The organism is Methylophilus sp. QUAN, assembly GCF_015354445.1.
Lineage (GTDB): Bacteria > Pseudomonadota > Gammaproteobacteria > Burkholderiales > Methylophilaceae > Methylophilus.
This window is the reverse complement of record NZ_JADKYT010000001.1, coordinates 1-24,939: the sequence shown is the minus strand read 5'-3', so window position 1 is coordinate 24,939 and position 24,939 is coordinate 1. Positions and strand designations below refer to the sequence as shown.

At 52.5% G+C, this 24,939-nt stretch carries 23 protein-coding genes; 18 read left to right on the top strand and 5 right to left on the bottom strand.

Annotated features, from left to right (window positions below):
- Positions 1-5: 5 nt before the first annotated feature.
- Complete coding sequence (locus tag INP79_RS00115; protein ID WP_019880623.1) at positions 6-1,214, bottom strand: acyl-CoA dehydrogenase family protein; 1,209 nt, start codon at positions 1,212-1,214, stop codon at positions 6-8.
- A gap of 381 nt (positions 1,215-1,595) precedes the next feature.
- Between INP79_RS00115 and ssuD the strand changes: the two genes are divergently transcribed.
- The 4 genes from ssuD to ribB are packed head-to-tail and all read left to right on the top strand — an operon-like array spanning position 1,596 to position 5,560.
- Complete coding sequence (gene ssuD / locus INP79_RS00110) at positions 1,596-2,729, top strand: FMNH2-dependent alkanesulfonate monooxygenase (RefSeq protein ID WP_194752448.1); 1,134 nt, start codon at positions 1,596-1,598, stop codon at positions 2,727-2,729.
- Between the two features lie 8 nt (positions 2,730-2,737).
- Positions 2,738-3,958, top strand: coding sequence for an acyl-CoA dehydrogenase family protein (locus INP79_RS00105; RefSeq protein ID WP_194753777.1), 1,221 nt, complete (start codon positions 2,738-2,740; stop codon positions 3,956-3,958).
- 19 nt (positions 3,959-3,977) lie between these two features.
- The gene (locus INP79_RS00100; RefSeq protein ID WP_194752447.1) at positions 3,978-4,832 is read left to right on the top strand and encodes an amidohydrolase family protein; all 855 of its coding nucleotides are present in this window, start codon (positions 3,978-3,980) and stop codon (positions 4,830-4,832) included.
- Positions 4,833-4,852: 20 nt separating this feature from the next.
- On the top strand, positions 4,853-5,560 hold the full coding sequence (ribB, locus tag INP79_RS00095; protein ID WP_194752446.1) for a 3,4-dihydroxy-2-butanone-4-phosphate synthase: 708 nt from the start codon (positions 4,853-4,855) through the stop codon (positions 5,558-5,560).
- A gap of 74 nt (positions 5,561-5,634) precedes the next feature.
- Here the strand turns inward: ribB and INP79_RS00090 are convergent, their stop codons facing one another.
- Positions 5,635-6,867 carry an SfnB family sulfur acquisition oxidoreductase gene (locus INP79_RS00090; RefSeq protein WP_194752445.1) on the bottom strand — a complete coding sequence of 411 codons (1,233 nt, stop codon included), beginning with the start codon at positions 6,865-6,867 and terminating at the stop codon, positions 5,635-5,637.
- Positions 6,868-7,310: 443 nt separating this feature from the next.
- Here INP79_RS00090 and msuE point away from each other — a divergent pair, with 443 nt between their 5' ends.
- The 9 genes from msuE (at position 7,311) to INP79_RS00045 (ending at position 15,975) form a co-directional block, all read left to right on the top strand.
- Positions 7,311-7,886: an FMN reductase gene (gene msuE, locus INP79_RS00085; protein WP_228519648.1), complete on the top strand. Its 576-nt coding sequence runs from the start codon at positions 7,311-7,313 to the stop codon at positions 7,884-7,886.
- A 26-nt stretch (positions 7,887-7,912) separates the two neighbouring features.
- Positions 7,913-9,001, top strand: coding sequence for a dimethylsulfone monooxygenase SfnG (gene sfnG, locus INP79_RS00080; protein WP_194752444.1), 1,089 nt, complete (start codon positions 7,913-7,915; stop codon positions 8,999-9,001).
- Positions 9,002-9,020: 19 nt separating this feature from the next.
- On the top strand, positions 9,021-10,187 hold the full coding sequence (locus tag INP79_RS00075; RefSeq protein ID WP_194752443.1) for an AMP-binding protein: 1,167 nt from the start codon (positions 9,021-9,023) through the stop codon (positions 10,185-10,187).
- Entirely contained in the window at positions 10,184-10,975 is a 792-nt protein-coding gene (locus INP79_RS00070) for an ABC transporter ATP-binding protein (protein ID WP_194752442.1), read from the top strand. The genes INP79_RS00075 and INP79_RS00070 overlap by 4 nt, the downstream gene beginning before the upstream one ends.
- Before the next feature lie 9 nt (positions 10,976-10,984).
- A complete protein-coding gene (locus INP79_RS00065; RefSeq protein ID WP_194752441.1) occupies positions 10,985-11,866 on the top strand; it encodes a branched-chain amino acid ABC transporter permease in 882 nt (293 codons plus the stop codon).
- Positions 11,867-11,888: 22 nt separating this feature from the next.
- A complete protein-coding gene (locus INP79_RS00060) occupies positions 11,889-12,956 on the top strand; it encodes a branched-chain amino acid ABC transporter permease (RefSeq protein ID WP_194752440.1) in 1,068 nt (355 codons plus the stop codon).
- A 117-nt stretch (positions 12,957-13,073) separates the two neighbouring features.
- Positions 13,074-14,420: an ABC transporter substrate-binding protein gene (locus tag INP79_RS00055; RefSeq protein ID WP_194752439.1), complete on the top strand. Its 1,347-nt coding sequence runs from the start codon at positions 13,074-13,076 to the stop codon at positions 14,418-14,420.
- 116 nt (positions 14,421-14,536) lie between these two features.
- Positions 14,537-15,310, top strand: coding sequence for an ABC transporter ATP-binding protein (locus INP79_RS00050; RefSeq protein WP_194752438.1), 774 nt, complete (start codon positions 14,537-14,539; stop codon positions 15,308-15,310).
- 98 nt (positions 15,311-15,408) lie between these two features.
- The gene (locus INP79_RS00045) at positions 15,409-15,975 is read left to right on the top strand and encodes a PEP-CTERM sorting domain-containing protein (RefSeq protein ID WP_194752437.1); all 567 of its coding nucleotides are present in this window, start codon (positions 15,409-15,411) and stop codon (positions 15,973-15,975) included.
- Positions 15,976-16,034: 59 nt separating this feature from the next.
- On the opposite strand, the gene INP79_RS00040 is transcribed toward INP79_RS00045, so the two are convergent.
- Positions 16,035-17,138, bottom strand: coding sequence for a porin (locus INP79_RS00040; RefSeq protein WP_194752436.1), 1,104 nt, complete (start codon positions 17,136-17,138; stop codon positions 16,035-16,037).
- Between the two features lie 351 nt (positions 17,139-17,489).
- Between INP79_RS00040 and INP79_RS00035 the strand changes: the two genes are divergently transcribed.
- From INP79_RS00035 to INP79_RS00020, 4 genes are all read left to right on the top strand, one after another.
- Entirely contained in the window at positions 17,490-18,758 is a 1,269-nt protein-coding gene (locus tag INP79_RS00035) for an HlyD family secretion protein (RefSeq protein ID WP_194752435.1), read from the top strand.
- 21 nt (positions 18,759-18,779) lie between these two features.
- Entirely contained in the window at positions 18,780-20,903 is a 2,124-nt protein-coding gene (locus INP79_RS00030) for a peptidase domain-containing ABC transporter (protein ID WP_194752434.1), read from the top strand.
- Positions 20,900-22,384 carry a TolC family protein gene (locus INP79_RS00025; RefSeq protein WP_194752433.1) on the top strand — a complete coding sequence of 495 codons (1,485 nt, stop codon included), beginning with the start codon at positions 20,900-20,902 and terminating at the stop codon, positions 22,382-22,384. Before INP79_RS00030 ends, INP79_RS00025 begins: the two co-directional genes overlap by 4 nt.
- Positions 22,385-22,565: 181 nt before the next feature.
- On the top strand, positions 22,566-22,799 hold the full coding sequence (locus INP79_RS00020) for a hypothetical protein (RefSeq protein WP_194752432.1): 234 nt from the start codon (positions 22,566-22,568) through the stop codon (positions 22,797-22,799).
- Between the two features lie 67 nt (positions 22,800-22,866).
- Here the strand turns inward: INP79_RS00020 and INP79_RS00015 are convergent, their stop codons facing one another.
- The gene (locus INP79_RS00015) at positions 22,867-23,229 is read right to left on the bottom strand and encodes a hypothetical protein (RefSeq protein WP_194752431.1); all 363 of its coding nucleotides are present in this window, start codon (positions 23,227-23,229) and stop codon (positions 22,867-22,869) included.
- A gap of 72 nt (positions 23,230-23,301) precedes the next feature.
- Positions 23,302-24,258: an L-threonylcarbamoyladenylate synthase gene (locus INP79_RS00010; protein ID WP_194752430.1), complete on the bottom strand. Its 957-nt coding sequence runs from the start codon at positions 24,256-24,258 to the stop codon at positions 23,302-23,304.
- A gap of 102 nt (positions 24,259-24,360) precedes the next feature.
- Here INP79_RS00010 and INP79_RS00005 point away from each other — a divergent pair, with 102 nt between their 5' ends.
- Entirely contained in the window at positions 24,361-24,684 is a 324-nt protein-coding gene (locus INP79_RS00005) for a cupin domain-containing protein (RefSeq protein ID WP_194752429.1), read from the top strand.
- Positions 24,685-24,939: the final 255 nt, after the last annotated feature.

Here is a 24,939-nt window from a genome sequence, read left to right as displayed (position 1 = left end):
AATATTCATGAGTAAAATGTAGGGTTAGGGAAGCTACCAGTCAGCGCCCATTCACCCAGCTCCTTAATTTTGTAATCTAGTGGATCGTGCAGCGTATGCGTTCTCAAATTGCGCCAGTGCCGGTCCAGCCGCAGTCCGGCATGCGTGGCGCGGGAGCCTGCCACTTCAAACATTCGGCTGGTGATGTCCAGCCCGGTGCGGGTTGCCAGGACCTTGGCGGCACTGATGCTGGTCGCCAGCAAGCCGCGATCTTCCTCGGTGAGTGCCAGGCCTTTGGCCCAGGCGATATCCAGTTTTTCTGCCGCCTGATTAGTCAGTGCACGCGTTGCTTCCAGGCCGACCCAAAATTCGCCGTAATGGGCGAGGATGTAAGGGTCCTGGCTGGTGATATCAACATTGGCATTCTTCCACGGCCGGGCTTCGCGCAAGGTGTAGTGTTGCGCGTCGTTAAAAGCGCCTTCGGCAATACCGAGGTAGATATTGGTCAATATGAGCTGTGCGATCAGCGGCCGCAAGCAGGCAAACGGATTGCTGAGTGGCCCGGGCTCGGTGAGTAGCTCGTTTTCTTCCACCCTGACTTTTTCAAAGTTCACGCTGCCGCTGTCGGTTTGGCGTTGGCCGATATTGTCCCAGTCATCGAGGATGGTCACGCCGGTACGCAGGGTCGGGATGGCGGCAATCACCAACTGGCCATCCGTCTTTTTAATGGCAGAAGCAATCAGCATCTCGGAGTCCATCGCGCCCGAGCAAAAGCTTTTTTTGCCTGAGAATTCATGCCAATGGTCATAACTTTTGCACAGCGTACGTTCATCCAGCGGATTGAGCGCATTGCCCCAAAACCAGTTGGATTGCGCGGTTTGCTCGTACCAGCGCTCCCATTGATCGGGCCGGGAGAAGAGGCGTACCGTTGCCAGCATCAGATGTTGAAAGCCATAGACATGCGCAATCGAGCTGTCTACTTTGGCAAATTCTCTGACCACTTGCAGCGTCTCTTGCCAGTTGGCGCCGTAGCCGCCGTACTGGCGAGGGATGATCAATGACAGCAGGCCGCTGTTGCGGATCGCATCCCGTTCCAGTTTTGGTGTACCGCCCTGATGATCCCGTTCCACGGCGGTCAGCGAAAACGATTCAGCCAGTTGCTTGGCCACTGCCAATGCATGCTGGCCTTCATTGAGGCGTGCCGTTGGCGGAATTGCAAAAGTATTTATATTCAAAAGTAATATCCATCTGGTTGCATATGCTTAATAGTTCAGCATGATTTGTGCCAACTCCGGCAGGGGCTGTGAATCACTACTGCTATGGCAGAAATTGTCGGATGAATAAAAAAATAATTCTTATAAATCATATGGTTGAGAAAATGTTGAATGGTTTTCCGGCCGCATCGTTTTTTGCCGGACAGCGATCTCCGTCACCCTGTTGCTGAATAATCAGCACACATGCTGCTGATACAGCAGCACCCGCAGAAAATATGCTGATTATTCAGCAACAGCATTCGGTGTCTTTGTAAGTGACTGAATCTAATGATTTTTATTTGTGGCATGCTCTTTGCACTAGGCTTTCCATGTATGCAGCATGAATAGAAGGAAACACACAACATGGAAATATTCTGGTTTTTACCCACGCACGGTGACCAGCGTTATCTTGGCACCAGCACAGGTGCCAGACCGGCAACACTCTCTTATTTAAAACAGATTGCACAGGCAGCAGACCGCCTGGGTTACGGCGGGATGCTGGTGCCCTCCGGGCGCTCTTGCGAGGATGCCTGGGTGATTTCCTCGGCCTTGATCAATGAAACCAAACAGCTCAAATTTTTGGTCGCGACGCGGCCCGGGTTTATTTCACCGGTGGTGTCTGCGCGCATGGCATCGACGCTGGATCGTATTTCCGGCGGACGTTTACTGATTAATGTGGTGGCGGGCGGTGACCCGCTAGAGCAGCAGGCGGAAGGCAGCTTCCTGGATCATGATGCCCGCTATGCCGAGGCAGAAGAATTCCTGTCTATCTGGCGGTCAGTATTGACCGAAGAAGCCGTCGATTATGAAGGCGAATATTTACGTGTCAAAGGTGCGAGTTTACCGACCGGCAGCCTGCAAAAGCCTTATCCGCCGCTGTTTATTGGCGGGGCCTCTGAGGCGGCGATCCAGCTCAGTAGCAAGCATATTGATGTGCATTTGACCTGGGGCGAGCCGCCAGCAGCTGTGGCCGAAAAAATCAGGGTCATTCGTGCGGCGGCTGCAGCACAAGGCCGTAACATCCGTTTCGGTATCCGCTTGCATGTGATTGTGCGCGAGACCAGCGAACAAGCCTGGCAAGCGGCCGACGAACTGATTTCGCACGTGACCGATGACACCATTGCTGCGGCACAGGCCGCTGTCGCCAATTTTGATTCGGTGGCGCAAAAACGGATGACCGAGTTACACCATGGCCGACGTGACAAACTCGAGGTCTCACCCAACTTGTGGGCCGGAGTGGGGCTGGTGCGCGGCGGGGCGGGCACTGCGCTGGTGGGTAATCCACAAGAGGTGGCTGACAGGATTAAAGAGTATCAGGCACTGGGTATTGATTATTTTATTTTCTCTGGCTATCCGCACCTGGAGGAGTCTTATCGCGTGGCTGAATTGCTGTTTCCCTTATTGCCTGTTCACCAGCAGGCCAGCGCCGAAGTCAGTATCAATACCAATATGACGGGGCCGTTTGGTGCGGCCAAACCGGTCAAGCATGCGGCATAGGAGGGATGATGACTCTGGCACTGAATTCACGCCTGGACGACGTTGAGGCATCACATGGCATTGTGTTTGGAGGTACGCCACGCGAGCGGTCCAAACAGCTTTGCGACTATCTGGCAGAAACCGCGATTGAGCGCGATGCCGCAGGCGGTACACCGTATGAACAGCGTCAGGCGGTACGGGATAGCGGGCTGTTGAAGTTGCTGATACCGAAAACCTATGGCGGCCTAGGCGGCAGCTGGCAGGAAATCTACAGCATTATTCGCCAGATTGCGCGTGTGGACAGCTCGATCGCCCAGGTATTCGCTTTCCAGTTTTTGATGCTGACCTCGATTCGCCTATACGGTAGTGAGGTGCAATGGCAGCACTATTTCAAGCTGACTGCCGCGCAAAACCTGTGGTGGGGCAATGCCTTGAACCCTTTGGATAACCGCACCGTGGCACGCAAAGCAGCGGCTGGCTATGTGTTTACCGGGCAAAAAAGCTTTTGCTCAGGCTCCATGGATTCTGACTACCTGATTGTGTCTGCCATTGAAGAAGGCACAGGCAGGTTTCTGGTGGCCGCGGTGCCAACTGATCGTAGCGGTATCCAGCTCAATGGTGATTGGGACAATATCGGCCAACGGCAGACAGACAGTGGCAGCGCTGAATTTAACCAGCTGCGGGTGGAAGACAGCGAATTGCTGATGAACCCTGGCCCGTTGAGTTCGCCATTTGCCAGCCTGCGTTCATTGGTGGCGCAGCTGATTTTTACCAATATTTATCTTGGCATTGCCGAAGGTGCGCTGGCAGAAGGTGCGAAATATACGCGTAGCAGCAGCCGGGTCTGGTCCGGCTCTCTGGCACAGACCATACACGAAGACCCGTTTACCTTGCTGCATTACGGCGAGTTCTGGGCCAGCTTGCATGCGTCGGCCGTGCTGGCAGACCATGCCGCCAGTTTGCTTGATCATGCCTGGCAGCAAACCTTGAGCCTGGATGAGTTGACCCGTGGCGAACTGGCCTTGGCGGTGTTCTCGGCCAAGGTCAACGCGACGCGTGCCGGGTTGGATGTCACTACCCGCGTGTTTGAAGTGGCTGGCGCCCGCGCCACCACCGCCAAGCTGCGCATGGACCGCTTCTGGCGCAATTTGCGCGTGTATACCCTGCATGACCCGGTGGACTACAAACTCAAGGATTTGGGCGATTGGGCACTTAACGGTCAGTACCCCACACCGAGTTTCTACGCCTAACGCATACTAAAGAAAGTTTATGAAACAAAAAATTATCGATCTACGCAACCGTCCTGCGTTTCTGCATGACTTTTTTGGCGCTACGCCCAACACCCCTGCTTATGACACTGCTAAATGGCTCAACCAGCGTGTGGGTTCGCTTGAACCCGAGCATTTTCGCCGCTCATATACGGTAGAGGGCTATTTGCAGGAGATCGACCAGGCCGGGATTGATATTGCCGTGGTGGTGGGGCGTGAGACGCCGGACCTGACCATCGGCGACCAGCAGATTGCCGACCTGGTCAAACACAGTCCTAAACTGGTGGGCCTGGGTTCGGTGGATATTGAAAGCCGTGGCGTAGACAGTGCCTTGGCCGCGATTGAAAAAGCCGTCAACCATTACGGCTTCAAGGCCATTAATATCGAACCCGGTTTTGGCAAACCGGCACGCCAGGTCGACGACCCCATTTTTGACCCGGTCTACGAGGCTTGCCAGCAGCATGGCGTACCCGTGTGCGTGATGTCCGGCCCCACCACGCCAGACCTGGACTACGCGCACCCGAATGCGGTGGCCAGGCTGGCCAGAAAATATCCCAACCTCAACATTATTTGTTTCCACGGTTATTACCCGTATGTGAATGACATTGTCGGTGCGGCGTTCCGTTATCCAAACCTGTACCTGGTGCCCGATATGTATATTTTCCAGCCTGGCGCCGAATTATATGTACAGGCGGCGAACCAGTTTCTGGGAGATCAGTTACTGTTCGGCACCTCTTATCCTTTCAGGCCGATGAAGCAAACCATAGACGACTTTGCCGCCTTGGGTTTTAAAGATGCGGTGCTGGAAAAAGTGTTTTATCAGAATGCTGCGCGCTTGTTAAAGCTCAGCGTATAAGTATGCAGGCAGGAATAACTATGCAATCTCCGTTACCACCATTTGATGCCGTCGCCGATGCGGTAGAAGCCATTGCCAATGGTGAATTTGTCATCGTCGTCGATGATACCGACCGTGAAAATGAAGGTGATCTGATTATTGCCGCTGAAAAAATCACTACCGAGCACATGGCTTTTTTAGTGAAATATAGCAGCGGCCTGGTGTGTGTGGCCATGCAAGAACAGCGTTTGCAGGCGCTGGATTTACCGCAGATGGTGACGCATAACGCCGACCCGTTCAGGACAGCGTTTACCGTCAGTGTCGATTACAAATATGGTACCACCAGTGGTATTTCCGCCGCTGACCGTGCACTGACTTTGCGGGCATTGGCAGACCCGTCCAGCCAGGCCAGCGACTTTCATCGGCCCGGGCATATTTTCCCCTTGCGTGCTCGCTTGGGTGGCGTGCTGGAGCGGCCAGGTCATACCGAAGCTGCGCATGACCTGGCCGCGATGGCCGGTTTGCAACCGGTGGGGGTGCTGTGCGAAATCGTCAATGACGATGGCAGCATGGCCAGGCGACCAGACTTGCTGCGCTTTGCCAAACAGCACGGTTTAAAGATGATTACGATTGCCGATATGATTGTTTACCGTGAGCGGCAATTGCAGGTGACCTATCCACGTCAGCCTGTGCGCCCTGTTCGGCAACAAAGCACATTGCTCGATGCAGCCATGGTGTATAGAGGTTAAATCAACGATTGATCAATACAACAAAGCCCTCATGCGAGGGCTTTGTTTTTACTGCAGCTAGTTTAAGTCTATGCTTAAATCCACGGATGACGCGGCGGTTTGACCTGGTTCAGGCTGTAATTACCCACGGCATGATATTTCCAGCGTACCGGGTCGTGCAGCGTATGGGTACGGGCGTTACGCCAGTGGCGGTCCAGGTTGTATTCACCCAGTGTAGAACGTGTACCGGCCAGTTCAAACAGTTTGCTACCTGCCAGCAGCGCGGTTTCGGTACTCAATACCTTGGCTTCGGCCACGGCAATGGAGGCTTCTGCCACGGTGTCTTCGTTCGGGTTGCGCTGGGCTTCGTCTATGTACTCGCCGGCGCGTGCCAATAAAGCCTCGGTGGCATGCAAGCGAATCTGCAAATCGCCAATGTCTTTAATGGTATGTGGATCTTCGTAACCATGCTCCAGGTCAGTATCAATCCACGGGCGGGTGTAGTTACGCACAAAGTGCAGCGTATCTTTAAACGCGGCACGCGCAATGCCGGTATCGACAGCGGCCTGGATAATTTGGGCGACTGGGCCCATGGCGGTCGGGCGGTCAAATGCCAAATGGTGCGGCAACACATATTCGCTAGGCACAAAAATATTTTCCAAAATAGTCGTGCCGCTGGCGGTGGTGCGCTGGCCAAAGCTGGACCAGTCGTCAATGATGGTCAGGCCTTCTGCGCCTGCGGGCACAAAAGCCACCACGGTGTTGTCCTGTTCATCTTTGGCCACCACGGGCACCCAGTCAGCCAGCAAGGCGCCAGAGGAATAGAATTTTTTGCCGTTTAAAAAGTAGCCGCTGTTGGTGGGGGTGAGCTTGGTTTTGACATCATTGACACTGCGGGTGCCGATCTCAGAAAACGCATTACCAAAGCGCACGCCTTGCAGCACCAGCTCATAAAAATATTTCTTTTGAAACTCGGTGCCGTCCAAGCGTAGGCCTTCCACCATATACAAATGGTTTTGTGGAATCTGGCCAATGCTGGGGTCGGCTTCTGCTACCGTGGCAATCACTTCCGCCAGTGTTTTATTCGACACAAATGCACCGCCATATTCTTTAGGTACGGTAATGCCCCATAAGCCGCTACTGGAGAATAAATCCAGCTCCTTGCGCGGCAAGCGTCTTTCCTGGTCGCGGAGTATGGCTTCTTTGGCGATCTCACTGGCAACTTGCTTGGCCACGCTAATGGCTTCGGCATCGCTGGTGATGATATGTGCCGGTTGGCGCGGCTGGTGATTAGGCAAATGCGCAATCTTGCTTGCATGTGCAGTCATATTGAATCCTTATCAAGTAAAGGTTGGGAATAAATACGCAGCGTTTAGTTAAAAAGTGGCTGCGCGTCCGTGTATGACTTTGCATTTAGCATGCCAATAGTTAACTCATTGTTTTTAAATAACAATCATGCAATTTGTATTTTTCACCGCCTCTATAGAAACAGTTTTTTGCTGAATGTCTGCTGATTAATCAGCAATTCAGCCTGTGCAATGCACAAACAAGCCATGGCTTAGCTGCTGCATTTTGAGAGAGGTTGCTGGTATAGCAGCAGTGCATCAGCAAAACAGGCCTGAATTCAACAGGGTGAAAATCATTAAAAACAGTATAAGTATTTGAAATTTAACACTAAATTAGTTTGGCATGGATGCTGCTAAGTATTAAGTGAGCTGGCCTGACCGCTATTGCACATGCAAAGTGGCAGCAGCAATCTTAATGAGGAGTCATGATGAGCCGTCCGTTAAAAGTCACTGCCGTGTCCGGTAGTTATAAATTGCCTTCCAGAACCGCTGCGCTGGTGGAAGCAATCACCCAAACACTGGGGCAGCAATTGCCTATTGATCTGCATGTGATTGAGTTAAGTGAAATAGGCGGCAGCCTGGTCGCTTCTTACGACCCCAAAGCGCTGCCAGTGAAAGTGCAAAAAGATATTCAGGCCATTGAAACCGCTGACCTGTTAGTCGTCGCGACGCCGGTCTACCGCGCGTCTTATACCGGTTTGTTTAAACATCTGTTTGACCTGGTCGACTACGAAGCACTGGTCGATGTACCGGTGTTGCTGGCGGCGACAGGTGGCAGCGAGCGCCATGCCTTGATTATTGATCATGAGTTACGTCCGCTGTTTAGCTTTTTCCAGGCGCTGACTTTGCCGATCGGTGTGTATGCCACCGAAGCCGATTTTGAAAACTACCAGGTGAAAAGTGAGGCCGTCACTGCGCGTATCGCGTTGGCCGTCGAGCGTGCCCTGCCTTTGCTCAAACATCGTGAGCTGATTAATAAAGACCGTTTGCTGGCGGTATAAGCCAGGCGACTATTTGGAGAATAAACATGAGTACAGAAAACATTAAATTTGCCTATTGGGTGCCTAACGTCAGTGGCGGCCTGGTGGTGAGTAACATTGAGCAGCGCACCAGTTGGGATATCGACTACAACCGCAAACTGGCGCAAATTGCCGAGAAGGCCGGGTTTGAATACGCCTTGAGCCAGATCCGTTTTACGGCGGGCTATGGCGCGGAGTTCCAGCATGAGTCTGTGTCTTTTTCGCACGCGTTATTGGCGGCGACCACTAAATTAAAAGTGATTGCAGCGATTTTGCCCGGGCCCTGGAACCCGGTGCTGGCGGCCAAGCAGTTGGCGACTATTGATCTGCTGACCGAAGGCCGTATCGCCGTGAATATTGTGTCTGGATGGTTTCGTGGTGAATTCACCGCGATTGGCGAGCATTGGCTGGACCATGATGAACGTTATCGCCGTTCTAAAGAGTTTATTGAGGCGCTTAAAGGTATTTGGACGCAAGATAACTTTACCTACCGGGGCGATTTTTACCGTTTTAGCAATTACACCCTGAAACCAAAACCATTGCAGCAGCCACATCCGGAAATTTTCCAGGGTGGCAGCTCACGTGCCGCGCGTGACAACGCGGCCAGCGTGTCTGACTGGTATTTCACCAACGGCAATACGGTTGAGGGTATCAAGGCACAAGTGGATGATATTCGTACCAAAGCTGCTGCTAATAATCACCAGGTCAAAATCGGCGTCAATGCCTTTGTGATTGCGCGTGATACCGAAGAAGAAGCAAAAGCAGTATTGGCCGAGATTATTGCCAAAGCTAACCCTGAAGCGGTGAATGCCTTTGGCCATGAGGTGAAAAATGCAGGTGCTGCCAGTCCTGAGAAAGAAGGCAATTGGGCCAAGTCGACCTTTGAAGACCTGGTGCAATACAACGATGGCTTTAAAACCAATTTGATCGGTACCCCACAACAAATTGCCGAACGTATCGTTGAATTAAAAGCGGTGGGTGTAGATTTGATTCTGTCCGGTTTTTTGCACTTTCAGGAGGAGGTGGCCTACTTTGGCGAAAAAGTATTGCCACTGGTGCGTGAGCTCGAAGCCAAAAAACTGGCTAAAGCTGCTTAATCAATCGACTAGAAACCCTATGGCCGCTGAGACATTACCACACTGGTTAGCCTGGCAGGCGCGAGAGCGCCCAGCCAGAGTGGCTATCCGCCACAAACAACTGGGTATCTGGCAGCAAATCAACTGGCAGACCGCGCATGATGCCGTGTTGCGTGCTGCACGGCTGTTGCAGCAACAAGGTTTTAGCAAGGGCGATACGCTATTTTTGCTCAGTGAGCCCAGGCCAGAGGCTTTGTTGCTTTCGCTGGCAGCGCATTGGTTAGGCGGCGTGTCTGCGCTGCTGGATCCTGCCTACGCAGAACCGCAGTTGCTGGATTTGCTGCATACACTGCGGCCCAAGTTTGTGTTTGCAGAAGCGCAGGCTCAGGTTGACCAGGTATTGGCCGCCAAACCAGATGTACAACTGGTGATCTATGCGGATGCCCGCGGCCTGGCGGATTATCGCCATCCGGCCATACAGGCATACAGCCAGATCATGACGGGTGCCATTGACGAGGCGTTGCCTGCGTTGGGCAGTGTGGCGGGCACTAACGATATTGCGTTCCGTTTTTACCGGTTGAGTGATGGGTATCAGTTGGAGTATCGCGAGTTAAGCCATGCCGAGTTGTTGAATAACGGTCGGCAACTGGTCGCACAGGAAGCACTCAGCGACCAGGAGCAAGCGCTGGCGGCGCGGGCATTTGCTGCTAGTGGCCATGCCCGGTATTTGCTGTCGCCGTGGTTGCTGGCCGGTTTTACGCTGAACTTCCCCGAAAACCTGGCCACCCGCGACACCGACCGGCGGGAGCTGGGGCCTACGCTGGTGGCGGGCACGGCAGCGACTTACCAGCGTTTATATGCGCTCACGCAATCGCGTTGGCCGCTCGCCAATAGCTGGCATTTTTTACTGGTGGCCTGGGCGTTACGGATTGCGCAAAAACGGCTGCCGGTGTTATCCACAGTTGCAAAGTGGCTGGTGATTCTGCCCTTGCAAGACGTGCTTGGCTTGCGCCGCACGCGCGTACCTTTATTGGTCGGCGAACCTTTGTCGGCTGAAGCGGAGCAGTTCTTTTTGTCTATCGGTATTCGGGTACGCGCCTGGCCAGAAGAGTCCGTTTGGCGAACCAGCCAGTTGCAAGTGATTCCGCAACAGTCACCAGACCTTGGTCACTACTTTGGCTTGAAAGCATTGAGGTCAGCCATATGACAGCAGCCGCACAACCATTCTTGGTGCTGGACAGTATTTCACTGTCATTCAAGGGCGTGAAAGCCATCACCAACATCAGCTTTGCCGTGAAAAAAGGTGAAATCTGCGCCTTGATCGGCCCCAATGGCGCCGGTAAGAGTTCATTACTGAATGTGATTAACGGTGTCTACAAAGCCGATGAGGGGCGTATCACTTATCAGGGCGAATCCCGCACCACCATGCATCCGCAATGGGCCGCCAGGCGCGGTGTGGCGCGCACCTTTCAAAACATTGCCTTGTTTAAGGGCATGTCGGTGCTGGATAACGTGCTCACCGGCACCAACCTTAAAGTGAAGAGCAGTTGGCTGGAGCAGGTGTTCAATCTCGGCCGCGCACCGGCTGACGCAGTCAGTCAGCGGCAAAAGGCAGAGCGTGTGATTGCGTTTTTGAAACTACAACCCTGGCGCAACAGCATTGTTGGCGGCTTGCCTTACGGTTTGCAAAAACGTGTGGAGCTGGCGAGAGCGCTGGCGGCCGAGCCGGAATTGCTACTGCTGGATGAGCCGATGGCAGGTATGAATACCGATGAAAAAGCCGAGATGAGCCGCTTTATCGTCGAGACCCAGCGCGAATTTGGCACCACCATCGTGCTGATTGAACATGATATCGGCGTGGTGATGTCGCTGTCTGACCATGTGGTGGTGCTCGATTATGGCAAAAAAATCGGTGACGGTTCGCCTGATGAAGTGCGTGCCAACCCAGAAGTGATTGCCGCTTACCTGGGCACCGCGCATGGCGAAACTGCCTAAGGATAACAAATGAATTTCTTTCTCGAGGTGCTCACGGGTGGTTTGCTGGCTGGCGTCATGTATTCGCTGGTGGCGATTGGTTTTGTGCTGATTTATAAGGCCTCAGGTGTGTTCAACTTTGCCCAGGGTTCTATGGTGCTGTTTGCCGCACTGACCTTTGTCAGCTTGCTGGAGCGAGGCGTACCGTTTTGGGGCGCGTTTGTCATCACCTTGATCACCATGGCGCTGCTGGCATGGCTGATTGAATTGCTGGTCTTGCGTAAATTGGTCAACCGCTCACCCATCACCTTGTTTATGGCGACATTGGGATTGAGCTATATCGTTGAGGGCCTGGCGCAAGCGGTGTGGGGCGCGCAAGTACATGCGCTGGATATCGGCATTAACGATGAGCCTTATGAAGTGTTTGGCATTTTGCTGTCTCAGTTTGACCTGTTTGCCGCCGCGATTGCGGGTGGGTTGGTGCTGTTGCTGGGCTTTTTGTTCAATAAAACCTGTATTGGCATTGCCTTGCGCGCCGTGGCTGACGACCAGTTGGCCGCGCTGGCGGTCGGCATACATCTGCAGCGCTTATGGCTGATTGTGTGGGCGGTGGCCGGGTTTGTCGGGCTGGTGGCTGGTATGTTGTGGGGGGCGCGCGTGGGTGTGCAATTTTCACTGTCGCTCATCGTGCTTAAAGCTTTGCCGGTGCTCATCATCGGCGGCTTCACTTCGATTGAAGGTGCGATTGTTGGCGGCCTGATCGTCGGTGCCAGCGAAAAACTGGCCGAAGTGTTTATCGGGCCACTCATTGGTGGCGGTATCGAAAACTGGTTTCCCTATGTGCTGGCCATGTTGTTTTTACTGGTCAGGCCATATGGGTTGTTTGGCGACAAAGCTATAGAACGTGTGTAAATAAGGCGCAGGTATCAACACTATGCTGTATCAAGAATCCGGACAATTTGTCACCGCTTACCAGCAGGATAAGCGCTTTTTCAGGCTTAAGCAGGAGCGCCGGGCGTTTGCGGCATTGCTGGCATTCGCGTTTCTGCTGGTGCCTGTCATCGGCAATGATTACTGGTTTAGCGCCATTCTCATCCCTTTCCTGGTGCTGTCGCTGGCAGGCCTGGGCCTCAACTTGCTCACGGGCTATGCCGGGCAGTTGTCGCTAGGCTCAGCTGCGTTTATGGCCGTGGGCGCGTTTGCCACCTATAACTTTCATCTGCGCATTGAAGGTTTGCCCCTAGTGGCCAGCCTGATTCTAGGTGGCTTGACTGCGGGGGGCGTGGGCTTGCTGTTTGGCTTACCCAGTTTGCGTATCAAAGGCTTTTACCTGATTGTATCTACGCTGGCGGCACAGTTTTTGGTGCAATGGGTATTCACCAACTTCTCCTGGTTTTCGAACAACTCTTCTTCTGGGGTCATTACGGCACCGCCGTTGCAACTATTAGGCACCGACTTGAGTTCGCCCGTCGGCCGCTACCTGCTGACATTAACCGTGGTGTTGGCATTCGGCGTGCTGGCAAAAGTCATTGTCAGCGGCGAGTTGGGCAGAAAGTGGATGGCCGTGCGTGATATGGATACTGCCGCTGCCGTCATCGGTATTTCGGTGCCCAAAACCAAACTGTTAGCGTTTGCCATCAGTTCATTTTACCTGGGCATTGCTGGCGCGTTGTGGGCATTCACTTACCTGGGGACGGTTGAGCCACATGGCTTTGATCTATCTCGTTCTTTCCAGATTTTGTTCATTATTATCATCGGCGGCATGGGCAGCATCTTGGGTAGTTTTCTCGGCGCGGCGTTTATTGTGCTGTTTCCTATCTTGCTTTCCAACTTGTCTTCTGGCCTGCTGGCTGGGTCTATAGACCCAGGGCAGCTAGAGAATTTCCAGAAAATGATCTTTGGCGCGCTGATTATCTTTTTCCTGATCAAAGAACCCAATGGTTTGGCCCAAGTCTGGCAAACCATCAAGCAACGGTTGCGGGTCTGGCCGCTGCGTTTTTAGGCCGTTCATTCCCATCGAATAAAGGAGACTTTTCATGTGTTGAACGCTTAATACGGACTTTTATATAACTAAAAACGATTAGTGGCTGTTTTTATATTTTTAATAAGGAGTTTTAGAGTGAAATTTTTAGCTAAACATCGCTGGCTATGGCTAGCATTCGGCTTGGCAGTGAGCAGTGTGAGCACGCAAGTGCAGGCCGCCAATGAGCAATATTTTCCGTTACAGAGTTACCGCATCGGGCCTTATGCCGCGGGTGGCTCCGGCTTTTTTGGTGGCTTTATTGACTACCTGCAATACGTCAATGCCAAAGACGGCGGCGTGAACGGTGTGAAATTCACCTGGAGCGAGTGCGAAACTGAATACGTGGTGGAAAAAGGCGTCGAGTGCTACGAGCGCCTGAAAAAAGGCTTGAACGGCGCACCAGCGGCGGCGACCAATCCACTGTCTGTAGGCATTGCTTATGCCACGCTGGATCGTTCTACCGCTGACAAATTGCCGTTGATTACCATTAACCACGGTCGTACCGACTCCACCGATGGTAGCGTGTTTCCGTATGCCTTCCCGCTGCAATTGAATCCTTACAGCGAAGTGTCGGCGATTGTGAACTACATCGCCCAACAATCTGGCGGCCTCGATAAACTCAAAGGCAAGAAGATCGTCACGCTGTATCACGGCTCACCTTACGGCAAGGAAACCAGCCCGATTCTGGAACTGCTGGCGAAGAAATATGGCTTTGAGTTGACGCTGATTGAAGTGCCGCACCCAGGCAACGAGCAGCAGTCACAGTGGCTGAGCATCCGCCGTATTAAACCAGACTGGGTGATTCTGCGTGGCTGGGGCGTGATGAACCCAGTGGCTTTGAAGACCGCACAAAAGACTGGCTTCCCGGCTGACCATATCATCGGCAACATCTGGAGCAACTCCGAAGACGACGCGGCGCCTGCAGGCAATGCGGCCAAAGGGTTTATCTCGATTACCACCCATCCTTCTGGCACCAGCTTCCCGGTATTGCAGGGCATTAACCAATATGTGATTAAAGCTGGCAAAGGCAATCTGCAAGACCCTAAACGCTTTGGCAATGTGTATTACAACCTGGGCGTGGTCAACGGCATTTTGAACGTCGAAGCCGTGCGCGTGGCACAAGCCAAATTTGGCAAACGTCCGCTCACCGGTGAAGAAGTACGTTGGGGCTTTGAGAACATCAAACTTGACGACCAGCGTTTGAAAGAACTGGGTGCATTGGGCCTGGTGCAGCCATTGAAACTCAGTTGCGCTGACCATGAAGGTGGTGGTGCGGTGCGCTTCCAGCAATGGGATGGCAGCAAGTGGAAAGTGATTTCAGAGTGGGTACAGGCCGACCGCCAGTTGTTGCGCCCGATTATTGAAAAGTCTTCACACGAGTATGCCAAGGAAAAAGGCATCACGCCGCGTGATTGCAGCAAAGAAGAAGTTGCTGCCAAATAAATTGTTCGGCAACGTTTAAAACAGACATGCACATCGCTTAGGCGGTGTGCATGTGCAGTTTGATGTCGTGGGCACTGTGCATAGATTGCCGACGCGATCGAATTGAGGAGATTGTGATGTCACAAGCACATGAAAAAATAAATCTGGCGAGTGAGCCGCTGTTGCAACTGGATGATATTGAAGTGATCTATGAAAAGGTCATTTTTGCCATTAAACATATTTCACTGCAAGTCGGGCGGCAGTCTATCGTTGCGTTGCTGGGTGCGAATGGCGCCGGTAAAAGCACTATCCTGAAAGCAATTTCCGGCCTGGCACCGGCGCAACGCGGAGAAGTCGTGCAAGGCAAGATTGTCTATGGCGGCAAGGAGATCACCCAAGCCACACCACGTCAGTTGGTGGCACAAGGCCTGGTACAGGTGCTGGAGGGCAGGCATTGCTTCGGGCATTTAACCGTGGAAGAAAACCTGCTGACCGGCGCATTTATCCGCCGGCCTTCCAGTAAGGCATTGGCACAGGATCTGGAAAGGGTCTATGCCTTTTTTCCACGCCTCAAATTACTGCGCAAAAACTATGCGGGATATACCTCAGGCGGAGAACAGCAGATGGTCGCCATCGGCCGTGCGCTGATGGCTAATCCGAAGCTGATTTTGCTCGATGAGCCGTCTATGGGTCTGGCACCACAGATTGTCGAAGAAATTTTTGAGATTGTGCATCAGCTACAGCAGGCGCAAGGGTTGAGCTTTTTACTGGCTGAGCAGAATGCCACCGTGGCGTTGCGTTATGCCAACTATGCTTATGTGCTCGAAAGCGGGCAAATCACCCACCACGGCGATGCGCAAACCATTGCCAGCAGCCAGGTCTTAAGTGACGCTTATCTGGGTGGCCGCTAATGCATGACCCATTCAGGTAGTTACAATTTAGTAATAAATTGTGTAACATATTTGTTGCAATTATATAAAACTAACTGTAAACACTTTGGGAGCTTTCGATGCTAAAACAACTTGCTAGTGCTTTTTCATTTATTGCAATCACGTCCTTCATGACGCCGATGGCCATGGCTTATGACTTTGATGGTACTGCTTTGGCCAGTCCGGCCGCTGTAGACTATTCGTTTAATGCGGCTGCGACGGCTGGGACCGTTTCATTTGACCTGATTGGTTACGCAACGCTGGATGGGTTTCCAGATAACAATTATGAAGACTATTTCACCCTGTCAGTGAACGGCAGCGCTGTGTTTTCTGCGAGCTTTAACCTGGGTGGTGATGGTGGTCCGATCACGATTACTCAAGGTGACGCAAGTTACGTGTCAAATTATGTCTACAACGGTTTTAATAACGGCGGCTCGTTGACCATTACACTGCCAGTCACTTTGGTATTAGGTAGCAATAACCTGACTTTCAGTTACGCCAGTGCCATTCCACAAGGGTTGGGTGATGAGGGCTGGGGTGTTAAAAACTTGTCCGTGACCACTGTCCCTGAGCCAGAGTCTTATGGCTTGTTGATGGCTGGTTTAGGCCTGGTAGGCTTTGCCGCCAGAAGAAAAGCTGGTAAATAAGTATTGCAGCAGTATAAAAAACGGCCTTGCAGGCCGTTTTTTATTGTCTGAACAAAGGCTTAGAAGAAGTGTGCGACATGGAAAATGGCTTTAATGCCGTCAATATCCGGCAAGTTGTTGCGATTTTCCCTGAAGTAGAACACATCAATACGCTTGTTGCTGTCGCCGTCGATTAAATAGCCTACACCCACATCAATACGTTTGCGGTCGAGGCCAGTGGTGTCATTGTTGAATTCCTGGTAAATCACTTTGGGCTGGAATTTGCCTATACCCACTTTGTCAGCAAACGTATAGCTGCCGTTGATGAAAAAGCCTTTGGCTTCCGGCAATACGGTATCACCGGTATTGTCGTTATCGTAGTTGTAATATGAGGCCTCCGCGCCCAGCACAGCGCCATTACTCAACGGCTTTTCCAGTCGCGCATCCAGGTTCCAATACTTGGAATCGCCTTTATTCAAAATGGTGCCGGTGCCATCTTTCTGGTAGCGATACGAACCGCCAACCGACAGGATGGACTTCTTGCCGTCGTAGCTGGATAAATTGTAAAAGCCAGGCTCGGTATCCCAGAAGTTGTATTGCAGGCGTGTGGCGTAAGACAGGTTGTCAGCCTGGTTAGAGCCGCCCTGACGGCCATTGGTGGCCGAGACATAGTATTTAAAGGCATTGCTGCTGTCTGAGCCAAAGAAGACAGCACCATTGTCACGGCCGCCAAACTGGTAAGAGCCTTGCTCGGCAATAGGGAAGTCAAACGTGGTCGAATACATGGGCGCAACGGCAGAGGCGCGGCTGGCGGCTGGCAAAAAGCGGCCAATCCAGAAATTGGCGTAATTGTTGAACTCCAGGCCCAGGTGACCATCCAGTAACTCTATTTTGTCGTCTGCCGTATTGCGGGCAAAGTTAAATTCAAACGAGACGTTTTCGTGCAGTTTGCCGTTGGTATATAAACGCGCTTCTTCCACTTCAAAGTCATTAGAACGGTCTTTACCACTGGGGGCGGCGTCTTTAATCGAACTAAAGCTGACGCGTGAGGCAATGCCGATATTAATGAACTGGTTGTCATTGCGCTGTATGGTGGCTTCGGCAAATGTCTGGCTGCTGAGCAGGGCTAGGCTGGTTAATAAAGAAATACGGTGCAGGCTGTGAAGGGTAGGTTTGTTTTTCATGTATTCACTCTGAGATTAGTCATTCGGTTATCAATGGATATCAGTCGTCCTCATCACGCGCAGGCGTGATGAGGTCACGTTCCATAATGTTTAATTGCAGAATGTGTGCCACAAAATTAAGTTATAAAAATCAATGGCTTGAGTTGTTTTGTGGGAATGGCGGATGCTGGCTTATCCGCAGGGTGCTGTTAGCCTGCCTTGCAATCAGCATGTGTACTGTCCGACTTGGTGGCGATGTTTTTCTTAACATAGATTGACATTGAATTTGTCACACCCCTATAATTCGCTGGTTTGTTAATAAATATTATCTCAATTTACCAGGTGTAATCTCCGTCGCTGGCATCTACCGTCATGGCCAATCAGCCTTTATTCCGTCACGCTGCGCTCAACGCACAAAAAAACCATTGGCTGGGCACTATCCTGCTGGTGCGTCCTGTCAGTTACTTGTTGCTCACCGGTATGGCCATCGTTTTTGCGGTGATTGTGGTGCTGTTTATGGCGTGTGCGACTTATACCAAGCGTAGTACGGTCATGGGGCAGTTGGTGCCAGAAACTGGCTTACTGAAAGTCTATGCGCCGCAATTAGGGCTGGTGGTTGAAAAGAAAGTGCAGGAAGGGCAGCTGGTGAAGCAGGGCGATATCCTGTTTGTGCTTTCCAGTGAGCGTTATTCTGATGCGCAGGGTTCTGTGCAGGCCTCCATCAGCGCACAACATACCCAACAACGGCAATCGCTGCGCGACGAAATCGTCAAAACCAGGCTGCAACAGCATGATGAACAACAGGCATTGCAGTCACGTCTGCTAGGGATTCAGGAAGAGCTGACCCGGCTGGCAGCACAATATAAAGCGCAGCAGACGCGCGTGACATTGAGCGAAGAGGCGTATCAGCGCTATCAGGGATTGCTGGAGAAAAACTATATTTCACGTGAGCAAACGCAGCAAAAACAAGAGGACTGGATAGAGCAGTCTTCGCGGCTAGAGTCCATGGCGCGCGAACAGGTGCGCATGCAACGTGATGTGCTTGCCCGTCAGGACGAGTTGTCCAGCCTACGCGCGAAGCATCAAAACCAGATTGCGCAACTGGAGCGCAGCGTGTCCAGTGTGAATCAACAACTGACCGAAAGCGAAGCCAAGCGGCGCCTGGTGATCCGTGCGCCTGAGTCCGGCACGGCCACTGCCGTCGTTACAAATGTCGGCATGGCGGTCGAAAGCAGTCGGCCGCTGCTGAGTATTGTGCCGCGCGGCGCCAGGCTGGAAGCGCATTTGTTTGCACCCAGCCGCGCCGTGGGGTTCGTCCGCCCCGGTGTGCCAGTGCGTTTGCGTTACCAGGCGTATCCCTACCAGAAATTTGGCCAGGCCACTGGTCGAGTAGTGTCAGTATCCAGGACCGCGTTGCCAGCCAGTGAGATTTTTACCATGGGTAATCTGTCTGGCAATAATCAAAGCAGTGAGCCTTATTACCGTATTTCAGTCGTGCTAGACCAGCAAGCCATCGTCGCTTATGGCGTCAAGCAGCCTTTGCAGCCAGGCATGTTGCTGGATGCTGACGTCATGCTCGAACGTCGGCGCTTGTATGAGTGGGTGCTGGAGCCATTAATTAGTTTGACTGGCAAGCTGTAGCCATGGAAACGAAAGTGAGTCATGTCTTTTCTTAGTCAGCTGTCTTTTGGTCTGGGGCGTACGCTGCCTATCACGTTACAAACCGAGGCCAGCGAGTGCGGCTTGGCCTGCCTGGTCATGGTGTCAAACTATCATGGGTTTCGCACCGACCTGGCGACCATGCGCCGATTGTTCCTGATCTCAATCAAGGGCACGACCCTGAGTCACCTGATGGGCATGGCGCAAGCCGTGGGTTTTACCACACGCCCGGTCAAGCTGGAGCTCGAAGATCTGAAAGATTTACGGCGGCCGTGCATTTTGCACTGGAATTTCAACCACTTTGTGGTGTTGAAAGAAGTGGGCGCGCGTCATGTGGTGATTCATGATCCTGCCATGGGTATACGCAAGCTGACCTTTGAGGAGGTATCGGCTGCCTTTACGGGGGTTGCGCTCGAGTTGTGGCCCAACCCAGGCTTTAAGCAGGTGACCTTTAAACAAAGCGTGAAATTGCGTGACATGATGGGGCATGTCACTGGCCTTTACCGTTCGCTGGGGCAGGTGTTGCTGTTAGCGCTGGCGTTGGAGGTGTTTGCGCTGGTGTCGCCGTTTTATATGCAATGGGTCGTTGACCATGCGCTGGTGTCGGCAGACCGGGATTTGCTCACCACGCTGGCACTTGGCTTTGGCCTGCTGGTCTTCATGCAGCAGGCCATTAGTACGGTGCGCGCCTGGGTCATCATGCATATGTCTACCACGCTCAACGTGCAATGGCGGGCCAATTTATTTGCGCACTTGATCCGCTTGCCGGTCGACTTTTTTGAAAAGCGGCATCTGGGCGATGTGGTGTCGCGCTTTGGCGCTATTGATCAAATCCAGCATACGCTGACCAGCACCTTTGTCGAAGCCATTCTGGATGGTGTCTTGACGGTGGCGACCTTGGCCATGATGTTTTTGTATAGCCCGACCATGGCCTGGATCGCCATCGGTGCCATGCTGTTGTATGGCCTCGGGCGCTGGGCCTGGTTTCGGCCCCTGCGCAATGCGACCGAAGAGCAAATTGTGCATGCCGCCAAACAGCAAACCCATTTTATTGAAACCGTGCGCGGTGTGCGTGCGCTTAAATTATTTCAGCGATTAGATGAGCGCAGGAGTAGCTGGTTAGGCTTGTTTGTCGAGCAAGTGAATGCTGACTTACGTACGCAAAAGTTGCAGGTGATGTATCGCTTGCTGAATGGATTGTTATTCGGTGTGGAACGTATCCTCATTATCTGGCTGGGCGCCAAATTGGTGATGGATGGTGCGTTCACGATTGGGGTTTTGCTGGCTTTTATTGCCTATAAAGACCAGTTTGTGACGCGCGTGAGCGGCCTGATTGACCGCATGGTTGAGATGCGTATGTTGCATTTGCAAGGTGAGCGCCTGGCGGATATTGCCCTGGCCGAGCAAGAGCCTGAAGTTGTGGATACCATGAGCAAGCAGGAGATTGAAAAACTGCCTGCCAATATTGTGATTCAGGGCCTGCGTTACCGTTATGCGGATGGCGAGCCCTGGGTGCTGGATGGTGTTGACCTTGAGATTGCTGAAGGCGAATCGGTGGCCATTGTCGGCGCTTCTGGTTGCGGTAAGTCGACCTTGATGAGCATTATGCTCGGGCTGCGCCCTTTTAAAGAAGGGCAGATATTGGTGGGCGGGCAACCGTTGTCCAAACTGGGCTTGTCGCATCTGCGCAATATGGTCGGTACGGTGATGCAGGACGATGCGCTGTTTGCAGGCTCGATTGCTGACAATATTGCCTTTTTTGATCAGCAAGTTGATATGGCGTGGGTGGAAGAATGTGCGCGCAAGGCGGCAGTCTATGAAGAAATTGCCGTCATGCCCATGGGCTTTAATACCCTGATCGGCGATATGGGCGCAGCGCTGTCTGGCGGGCAAAAACAACGCATCCTGCTGGCACGCGCTTTATATAAAAAGCCCAAAATCCTGTTCCTCGACGAAGCAACCAGCCACCTAGATGTGGCGCGTGAAGCCATGGTCAACCAGGCCATACAGGCGCTAGATATGACGCGCGTGATTATAGCGCACCGGCCCGAGACCATCGCTTCGGCCAAGCGCGTGATTGTGATGGTGGCGGGTAAAGTCCATATGACGGCGGTGGCAGGCGCATGAACGTATCTTTGCGCCAGGCATTGCCATTATGCTGGGTGCTGGGGCTTGTATTGCCAGTCAGCGCCATGGCACTGCAATTGACCGACTTTACTGAGTTCCAGGGGCGCGTCGCCGGTAGCCCGGCCAAAGAGATGTTAACGACAGCGGCTGAATCTGAATTAGCCCCCTGTGCCGCGGCCTTGCCGCAACGGCCGCTGACACTGCTTGATGTGGTTGAGCAGGCCTTATGTAATAGTCCACGCAGTGCCGAGGCCTGGTCCATCGCCAAAGCGCAGGCCGCGCAAGTGGCGGTACAAAAGTCCAATTATTTACCGCGTATCAATGTCACGGCAGGCACGGCCAAAGTGAGAAATCACGTTGAAAACTCATTGTTCTCTTCGCTGGACCAGGACAATAACATTACTAACCGCACGGCCAGCCTGCGCTTGAGCTGGTTGCTGGCTGACCTAGGGCAGCGCTCGGCTAAGCTTGGTCAGGCACAGGCCTTATTAAATGCCGCCAATGCTGCGCATGATGCTGCCTTGCAAGAAGTGTTTATCACCGCTGCCCAGGCTTATTTCGACAACCTGACCACACAGGTCACCTTGACGGCTTTTGAGGATGCCGAATCGTTGGCCAAGGAGAGCCTGGCCGCGGCAACGGCCAAATTCAAGGCTGGTGTCGGTTTACTCACCGACCAGTTACAAGCGCAAACCGCTTATGCACAAGCACGGCTAGATAGAATCAAAGCCGAAGGCGACCTGAGAAATGCCCATGGCACGTTGTCCGCCGCCATGGGCTTAATGGCCAATACCCCCTTTCAGCTGTTAAAACGCAGCCAACCGCTGGAGCAGGCGGATTTTATTAACCGGGTGGATGTGCTGATCCAACAGGCCCTCGAATCGCATCCGGCCATTCTTGCCGCGAAATCTAAAGTACAGGCCGCTGAAGAAAATATGAAGGCTGTGCGTGCAGAAGGACTGCCAACCTTAAACCTTAATACTGAATTGAGTCGTTCGGATCAGATGGGCTATCAGCAACTGGCAAACTTTCCGGCCAGTAGTGTGTACTCGACCACGGCCACCGTCGGTTTGCAGCTGAATATGCCTTTATTTGAAGGGTTTTCGCGTAGCTATCAGATGCAATCTGCCGAAGCAGAGCGTCAAACACGCGTGGCAGAACTGAATCGCATCATGCAACAGGTCTCGCTGGAGGTATGGAAAAGCTATCACGCTTTGATGTCAGAACGCGAAAATCTGCGTGCGACGGAGGAGCTCGTGCGCCATGCTCAAGAGGCGTTTCAGGTCGCGCAAGGGCGTTATCAGGCCGGGGTGGGCAATATGATCGAGTTGCTGGGGGCGCAAAATGCACTGTCCAGCGCCAGGCAGCAGCATATCAAGTCGCTGGCGGCCTTGCGTGCGGCCAGATTGAAACTCGCTGCCAATATGGGCAATGTCGGCTTGTGGGCGATTGTCGAACCTTTGAACATCAATGGCCGTTAACCTGTTTACGTAATTGTTAATTTTAGTTAATATTATGTTGCTGTGATGTGGCTGTTATGCAGCGATATCACCGTCTGAATTATCTTGAATCAAGGTGATGGTGGGTGCGAGTTAATTGTGCAGTCGTCAAGGATTGCATGGTTAGAAAGAGCACATTAATAACGTAAATGAGGAGAAGTAAATGGCAATTCAAAACTTGAAAAAGGTTGAAGTTGAAGCGGTTTCTGGCGGTGCGGGCTTGGATCTGTCCGGTTTGCTGGGTGGCATTCCGTTGTTAGGTGGTTTGCTGGGCGGTGCGACCAGTTCTACCGGCGGCACGGTCAACGGTTTGGTCAGTACCCTGTCGGCGATCCCATTGGTTGGCCCCCTCTTAGGTAGCGTGCTTGGCCTGTTTGGCGGCTTGGTCAGCATTTAACAGACTCGGTTTTCCCCTCCGATGTATTTGCCCTGCTTTTGCAGGGCTTTTTTGTGCCAAAAGCTACTTACTTTTTGGTCTCGGCAGGTTTGCAGTTTTTGAGGTGTAAATGATCACTGTCATCCAGCGTGGTTTGCTCGCCGTTCAGGCGCAAATCCATGGTGCCATAGTGATAAAGCTGCTTATCGCTCGCATCTCTGGCCAGGCCAATTTCGTGATCAGGCAGCATGACCCAGGCTTCGTCACCATTTGCAGATAGTTTCAGGCCAAAAGACTGGTAGTTGTCGCATTGGTAATGGATGGCTTCTTTGCCATAGCGCGGTATCTCCTTGGTGCCTTTGTCAAACATGCTGGGAAACTCAAAGCTGGCGCAGCCAAACAATAAGGCAGAGGCGGCAGCGATCATCAAATGTTGATAGGTATTTTTCATTGTGTGTATCTTGTTCTAATCAGAGGCTATAAATAAATATGCACCATATTGTGCCAGTCATGCCTCACAGACTCAATTGTTTTGGTCGTGGGGCTGGTAGGCAGCACGCTGCAAGCGGTCACGCAATGCATCCCATTCCGGGCTGGCTGGTGGCGATTCAATCAGGATCACCTCAGCCTGTGCGGTGTCCAGTGTATGTAGTGCGGCGTAGAGTTGCTCAGCTGCTTGCGCTGGGTTATTCGGCAGGTAAACATCTTTGGCTGTCACCTGCTGTGCATTGTCAAACAACAGCGCAGCGGCTGCTGGCCTGGTTTGGGCGTAGTGCAACATGGCTGGGATTGACGCAAATAGTAGGCAGGGGGTACGTGGCGAATAATGCAGCAAATGCTGGCCAGGTACCTTCGGTGTTGGCACCGATTGCTGGGTGGCCGGTTTGCCTGCAATCGCGGCGATCGCTGCAGCCTCTATCATGCCTGGGCGCAATAATTGCCACTCGTCTCCGTGCACGCTGACTATGGTTGACTCTATCCCTACCTGGCAGGCACCGCCGTCCAATACCGGAATGTCATGGCCCAGACCGGACTCCACATGCTTAGCCGTGGTCGGGCTCAACTGTGTGTATTTATTGGCAGAAGGCGCGGCAAGCCCCAGACCGCTATCTTTTAACAGGGTAAGTGCCACCGGGTGTGCCGGCACGCGCAAAGCCACGGTTGGTTCGCCAGCACGTACGGTTTGCGATACCTCAGCGCGCGCTGGTAATACTAATGTCAGCGGTCCTGGCCAGAATGCGTGTGCCAGTTGTTGTGCCAATGGTGGAAACTCACTCGCCCAGTCCACCACTTGTGCTGAGCTGGCAATATGCACAATCAGTGGATTGTTGGCCGGGCGCTGCTTCGTCGCATATATTTTGGCAATGGCCAATTCGTTGCGTGCATCAGCCGCCAATCCATATACCGTTTCTGTCGGGATGGCGACCACCTCACCACGCTTTAACAGTTCAATCGCCTTTGCCGGGCTGATACGCATCATGCACTCTGTTTTTTTGTAAAAATTCTATTTTACTATCGAAAACCATGCGTGCTAAAGCATGGCTTCCTATAAAATGCGCGGTTCAGTATAAGGAGCAGCAAAATGCAAATTCAAGTTCAACATAATCCTGCCGAAACACAATTAAAGACACTCGGTGTTGCCAAGTGGCCCACCTGGCAAAAAGAAGTGTCTGTTTTTGACTGGACATTCCATGAACAAGAGCAGGCATATATATTAGATGGCGAATGTGTGGTCACTCCGGTAGGCGGCACACCTGTCAGTTTTGGCAAGGGTGACTTCGTTACTTTTCCGGCAGGCCTCAAAGTCAGCTGGGAAGTGAAGCAGCCTTTGCATAAGCATTATCATCTGGATGGCAATGTCTTGACGCAAACATGGTTGCGACTCAAAGCAGCTTTCAAGAAATAATCATCAATTTGTAACAGAATTGTAATAGTGGCGAATGGGGGCTTGACCGCAATCCTCATCGCTGTAGAATGCGCGGCTTCCTTAAACGAAACGACATGTTGAGTTATCAGGAAGTGCCTTTAGCGGGGTGGGTTGATAGTGATTTGAAATGAGTTTTTAAATTGCTGTTGACGCGGTAAAAAACCTCTGTATAATGCGCACCTCGTTACGAAATAACGGTAACGAAAACAGCGAAAAGCTGATGTTCTTTAAAAA

Bases quoted from the DNA above. Each gene is read 5' to 3' on its own strand.
- ssuD (WP_194752448.1), top strand. From the start codon at position 1,596: ATGGAAATATTCTGGTTTTTACCCACGCACGGTGACCAGCGTTATCTT.
- INP79_RS00105 (WP_194753777.1), top strand. From the start codon at position 2,738: ATGACTCTGGCACTGAATTCACGCCTGGACGACGTTGAGGCATCACAT.
- INP79_RS00100 (WP_194752447.1), top strand. From the start codon at position 3,978: ATGAAACAAAAAATTATCGATCTACGCAACCGTCCTGCGTTTCTGCAT.
- ribB (WP_194752446.1), top strand. From the start codon at position 4,853: ATGCAATCTCCGTTACCACCATTTGATGCCGTCGCCGATGCGGTAGAA.
- INP79_RS00090 (WP_194752445.1), bottom strand. From the start codon at position 6,867: ATGACTGCACATGCAAGCAAGATTGCGCATTTGCCTAATCACCAGCCG.
- msuE (WP_228519648.1), top strand. From the start codon at position 7,311: ATGATGAGCCGTCCGTTAAAAGTCACTGCCGTGTCCGGTAGTTATAAA.
- sfnG (WP_194752444.1), top strand. From the start codon at position 7,913: ATGAGTACAGAAAACATTAAATTTGCCTATTGGGTGCCTAACGTCAGT.
- INP79_RS00075 (WP_194752443.1), top strand. From the start codon at position 9,021: ATGGCCGCTGAGACATTACCACACTGGTTAGCCTGGCAGGCGCGAGAG.
- INP79_RS00070 (WP_194752442.1), top strand. From the start codon at position 10,184: ATGACAGCAGCCGCACAACCATTCTTGGTGCTGGACAGTATTTCACTG.
- INP79_RS00065 (WP_194752441.1), top strand. From the start codon at position 10,985: ATGAATTTCTTTCTCGAGGTGCTCACGGGTGGTTTGCTGGCTGGCGTC.
- INP79_RS00060 (WP_194752440.1), top strand. From the start codon at position 11,889: ATGCTGTATCAAGAATCCGGACAATTTGTCACCGCTTACCAGCAGGAT.
- INP79_RS00050 (WP_194752438.1), top strand. From the start codon at position 14,537: ATGTCACAAGCACATGAAAAAATAAATCTGGCGAGTGAGCCGCTGTTG.
- INP79_RS00045 (WP_194752437.1), top strand. From the start codon at position 15,409: ATGCTAAAACAACTTGCTAGTGCTTTTTCATTTATTGCAATCACGTCC.
- INP79_RS00040 (WP_194752436.1), bottom strand. From the start codon at position 17,138: ATGAAAAACAAACCTACCCTTCACAGCCTGCACCGTATTTCTTTATTA.
- INP79_RS00035 (WP_194752435.1), top strand. From the start codon at position 17,490: ATGGCCAATCAGCCTTTATTCCGTCACGCTGCGCTCAACGCACAAAAA.
- INP79_RS00030 (WP_194752434.1), top strand. From the start codon at position 18,780: ATGTCTTTTCTTAGTCAGCTGTCTTTTGGTCTGGGGCGTACGCTGCCT.
- INP79_RS00025 (WP_194752433.1), top strand. From the start codon at position 20,900: ATGAACGTATCTTTGCGCCAGGCATTGCCATTATGCTGGGTGCTGGGG.
- INP79_RS00020 (WP_194752432.1), top strand. From the start codon at position 22,566: ATGGCAATTCAAAACTTGAAAAAGGTTGAAGTTGAAGCGGTTTCTGGC.
- INP79_RS00015 (WP_194752431.1), bottom strand. From the start codon at position 23,229: ATGAAAAATACCTATCAACATTTGATGATCGCTGCCGCCTCTGCCTTA.
- INP79_RS00010 (WP_194752430.1), bottom strand. From the start codon at position 24,258: ATGATGCGTATCAGCCCGGCAAAGGCGATTGAACTGTTAAAGCGTGGT.
- INP79_RS00005 (WP_194752429.1), top strand. From the start codon at position 24,361: ATGCAAATTCAAGTTCAACATAATCCTGCCGAAACACAATTAAAGACA.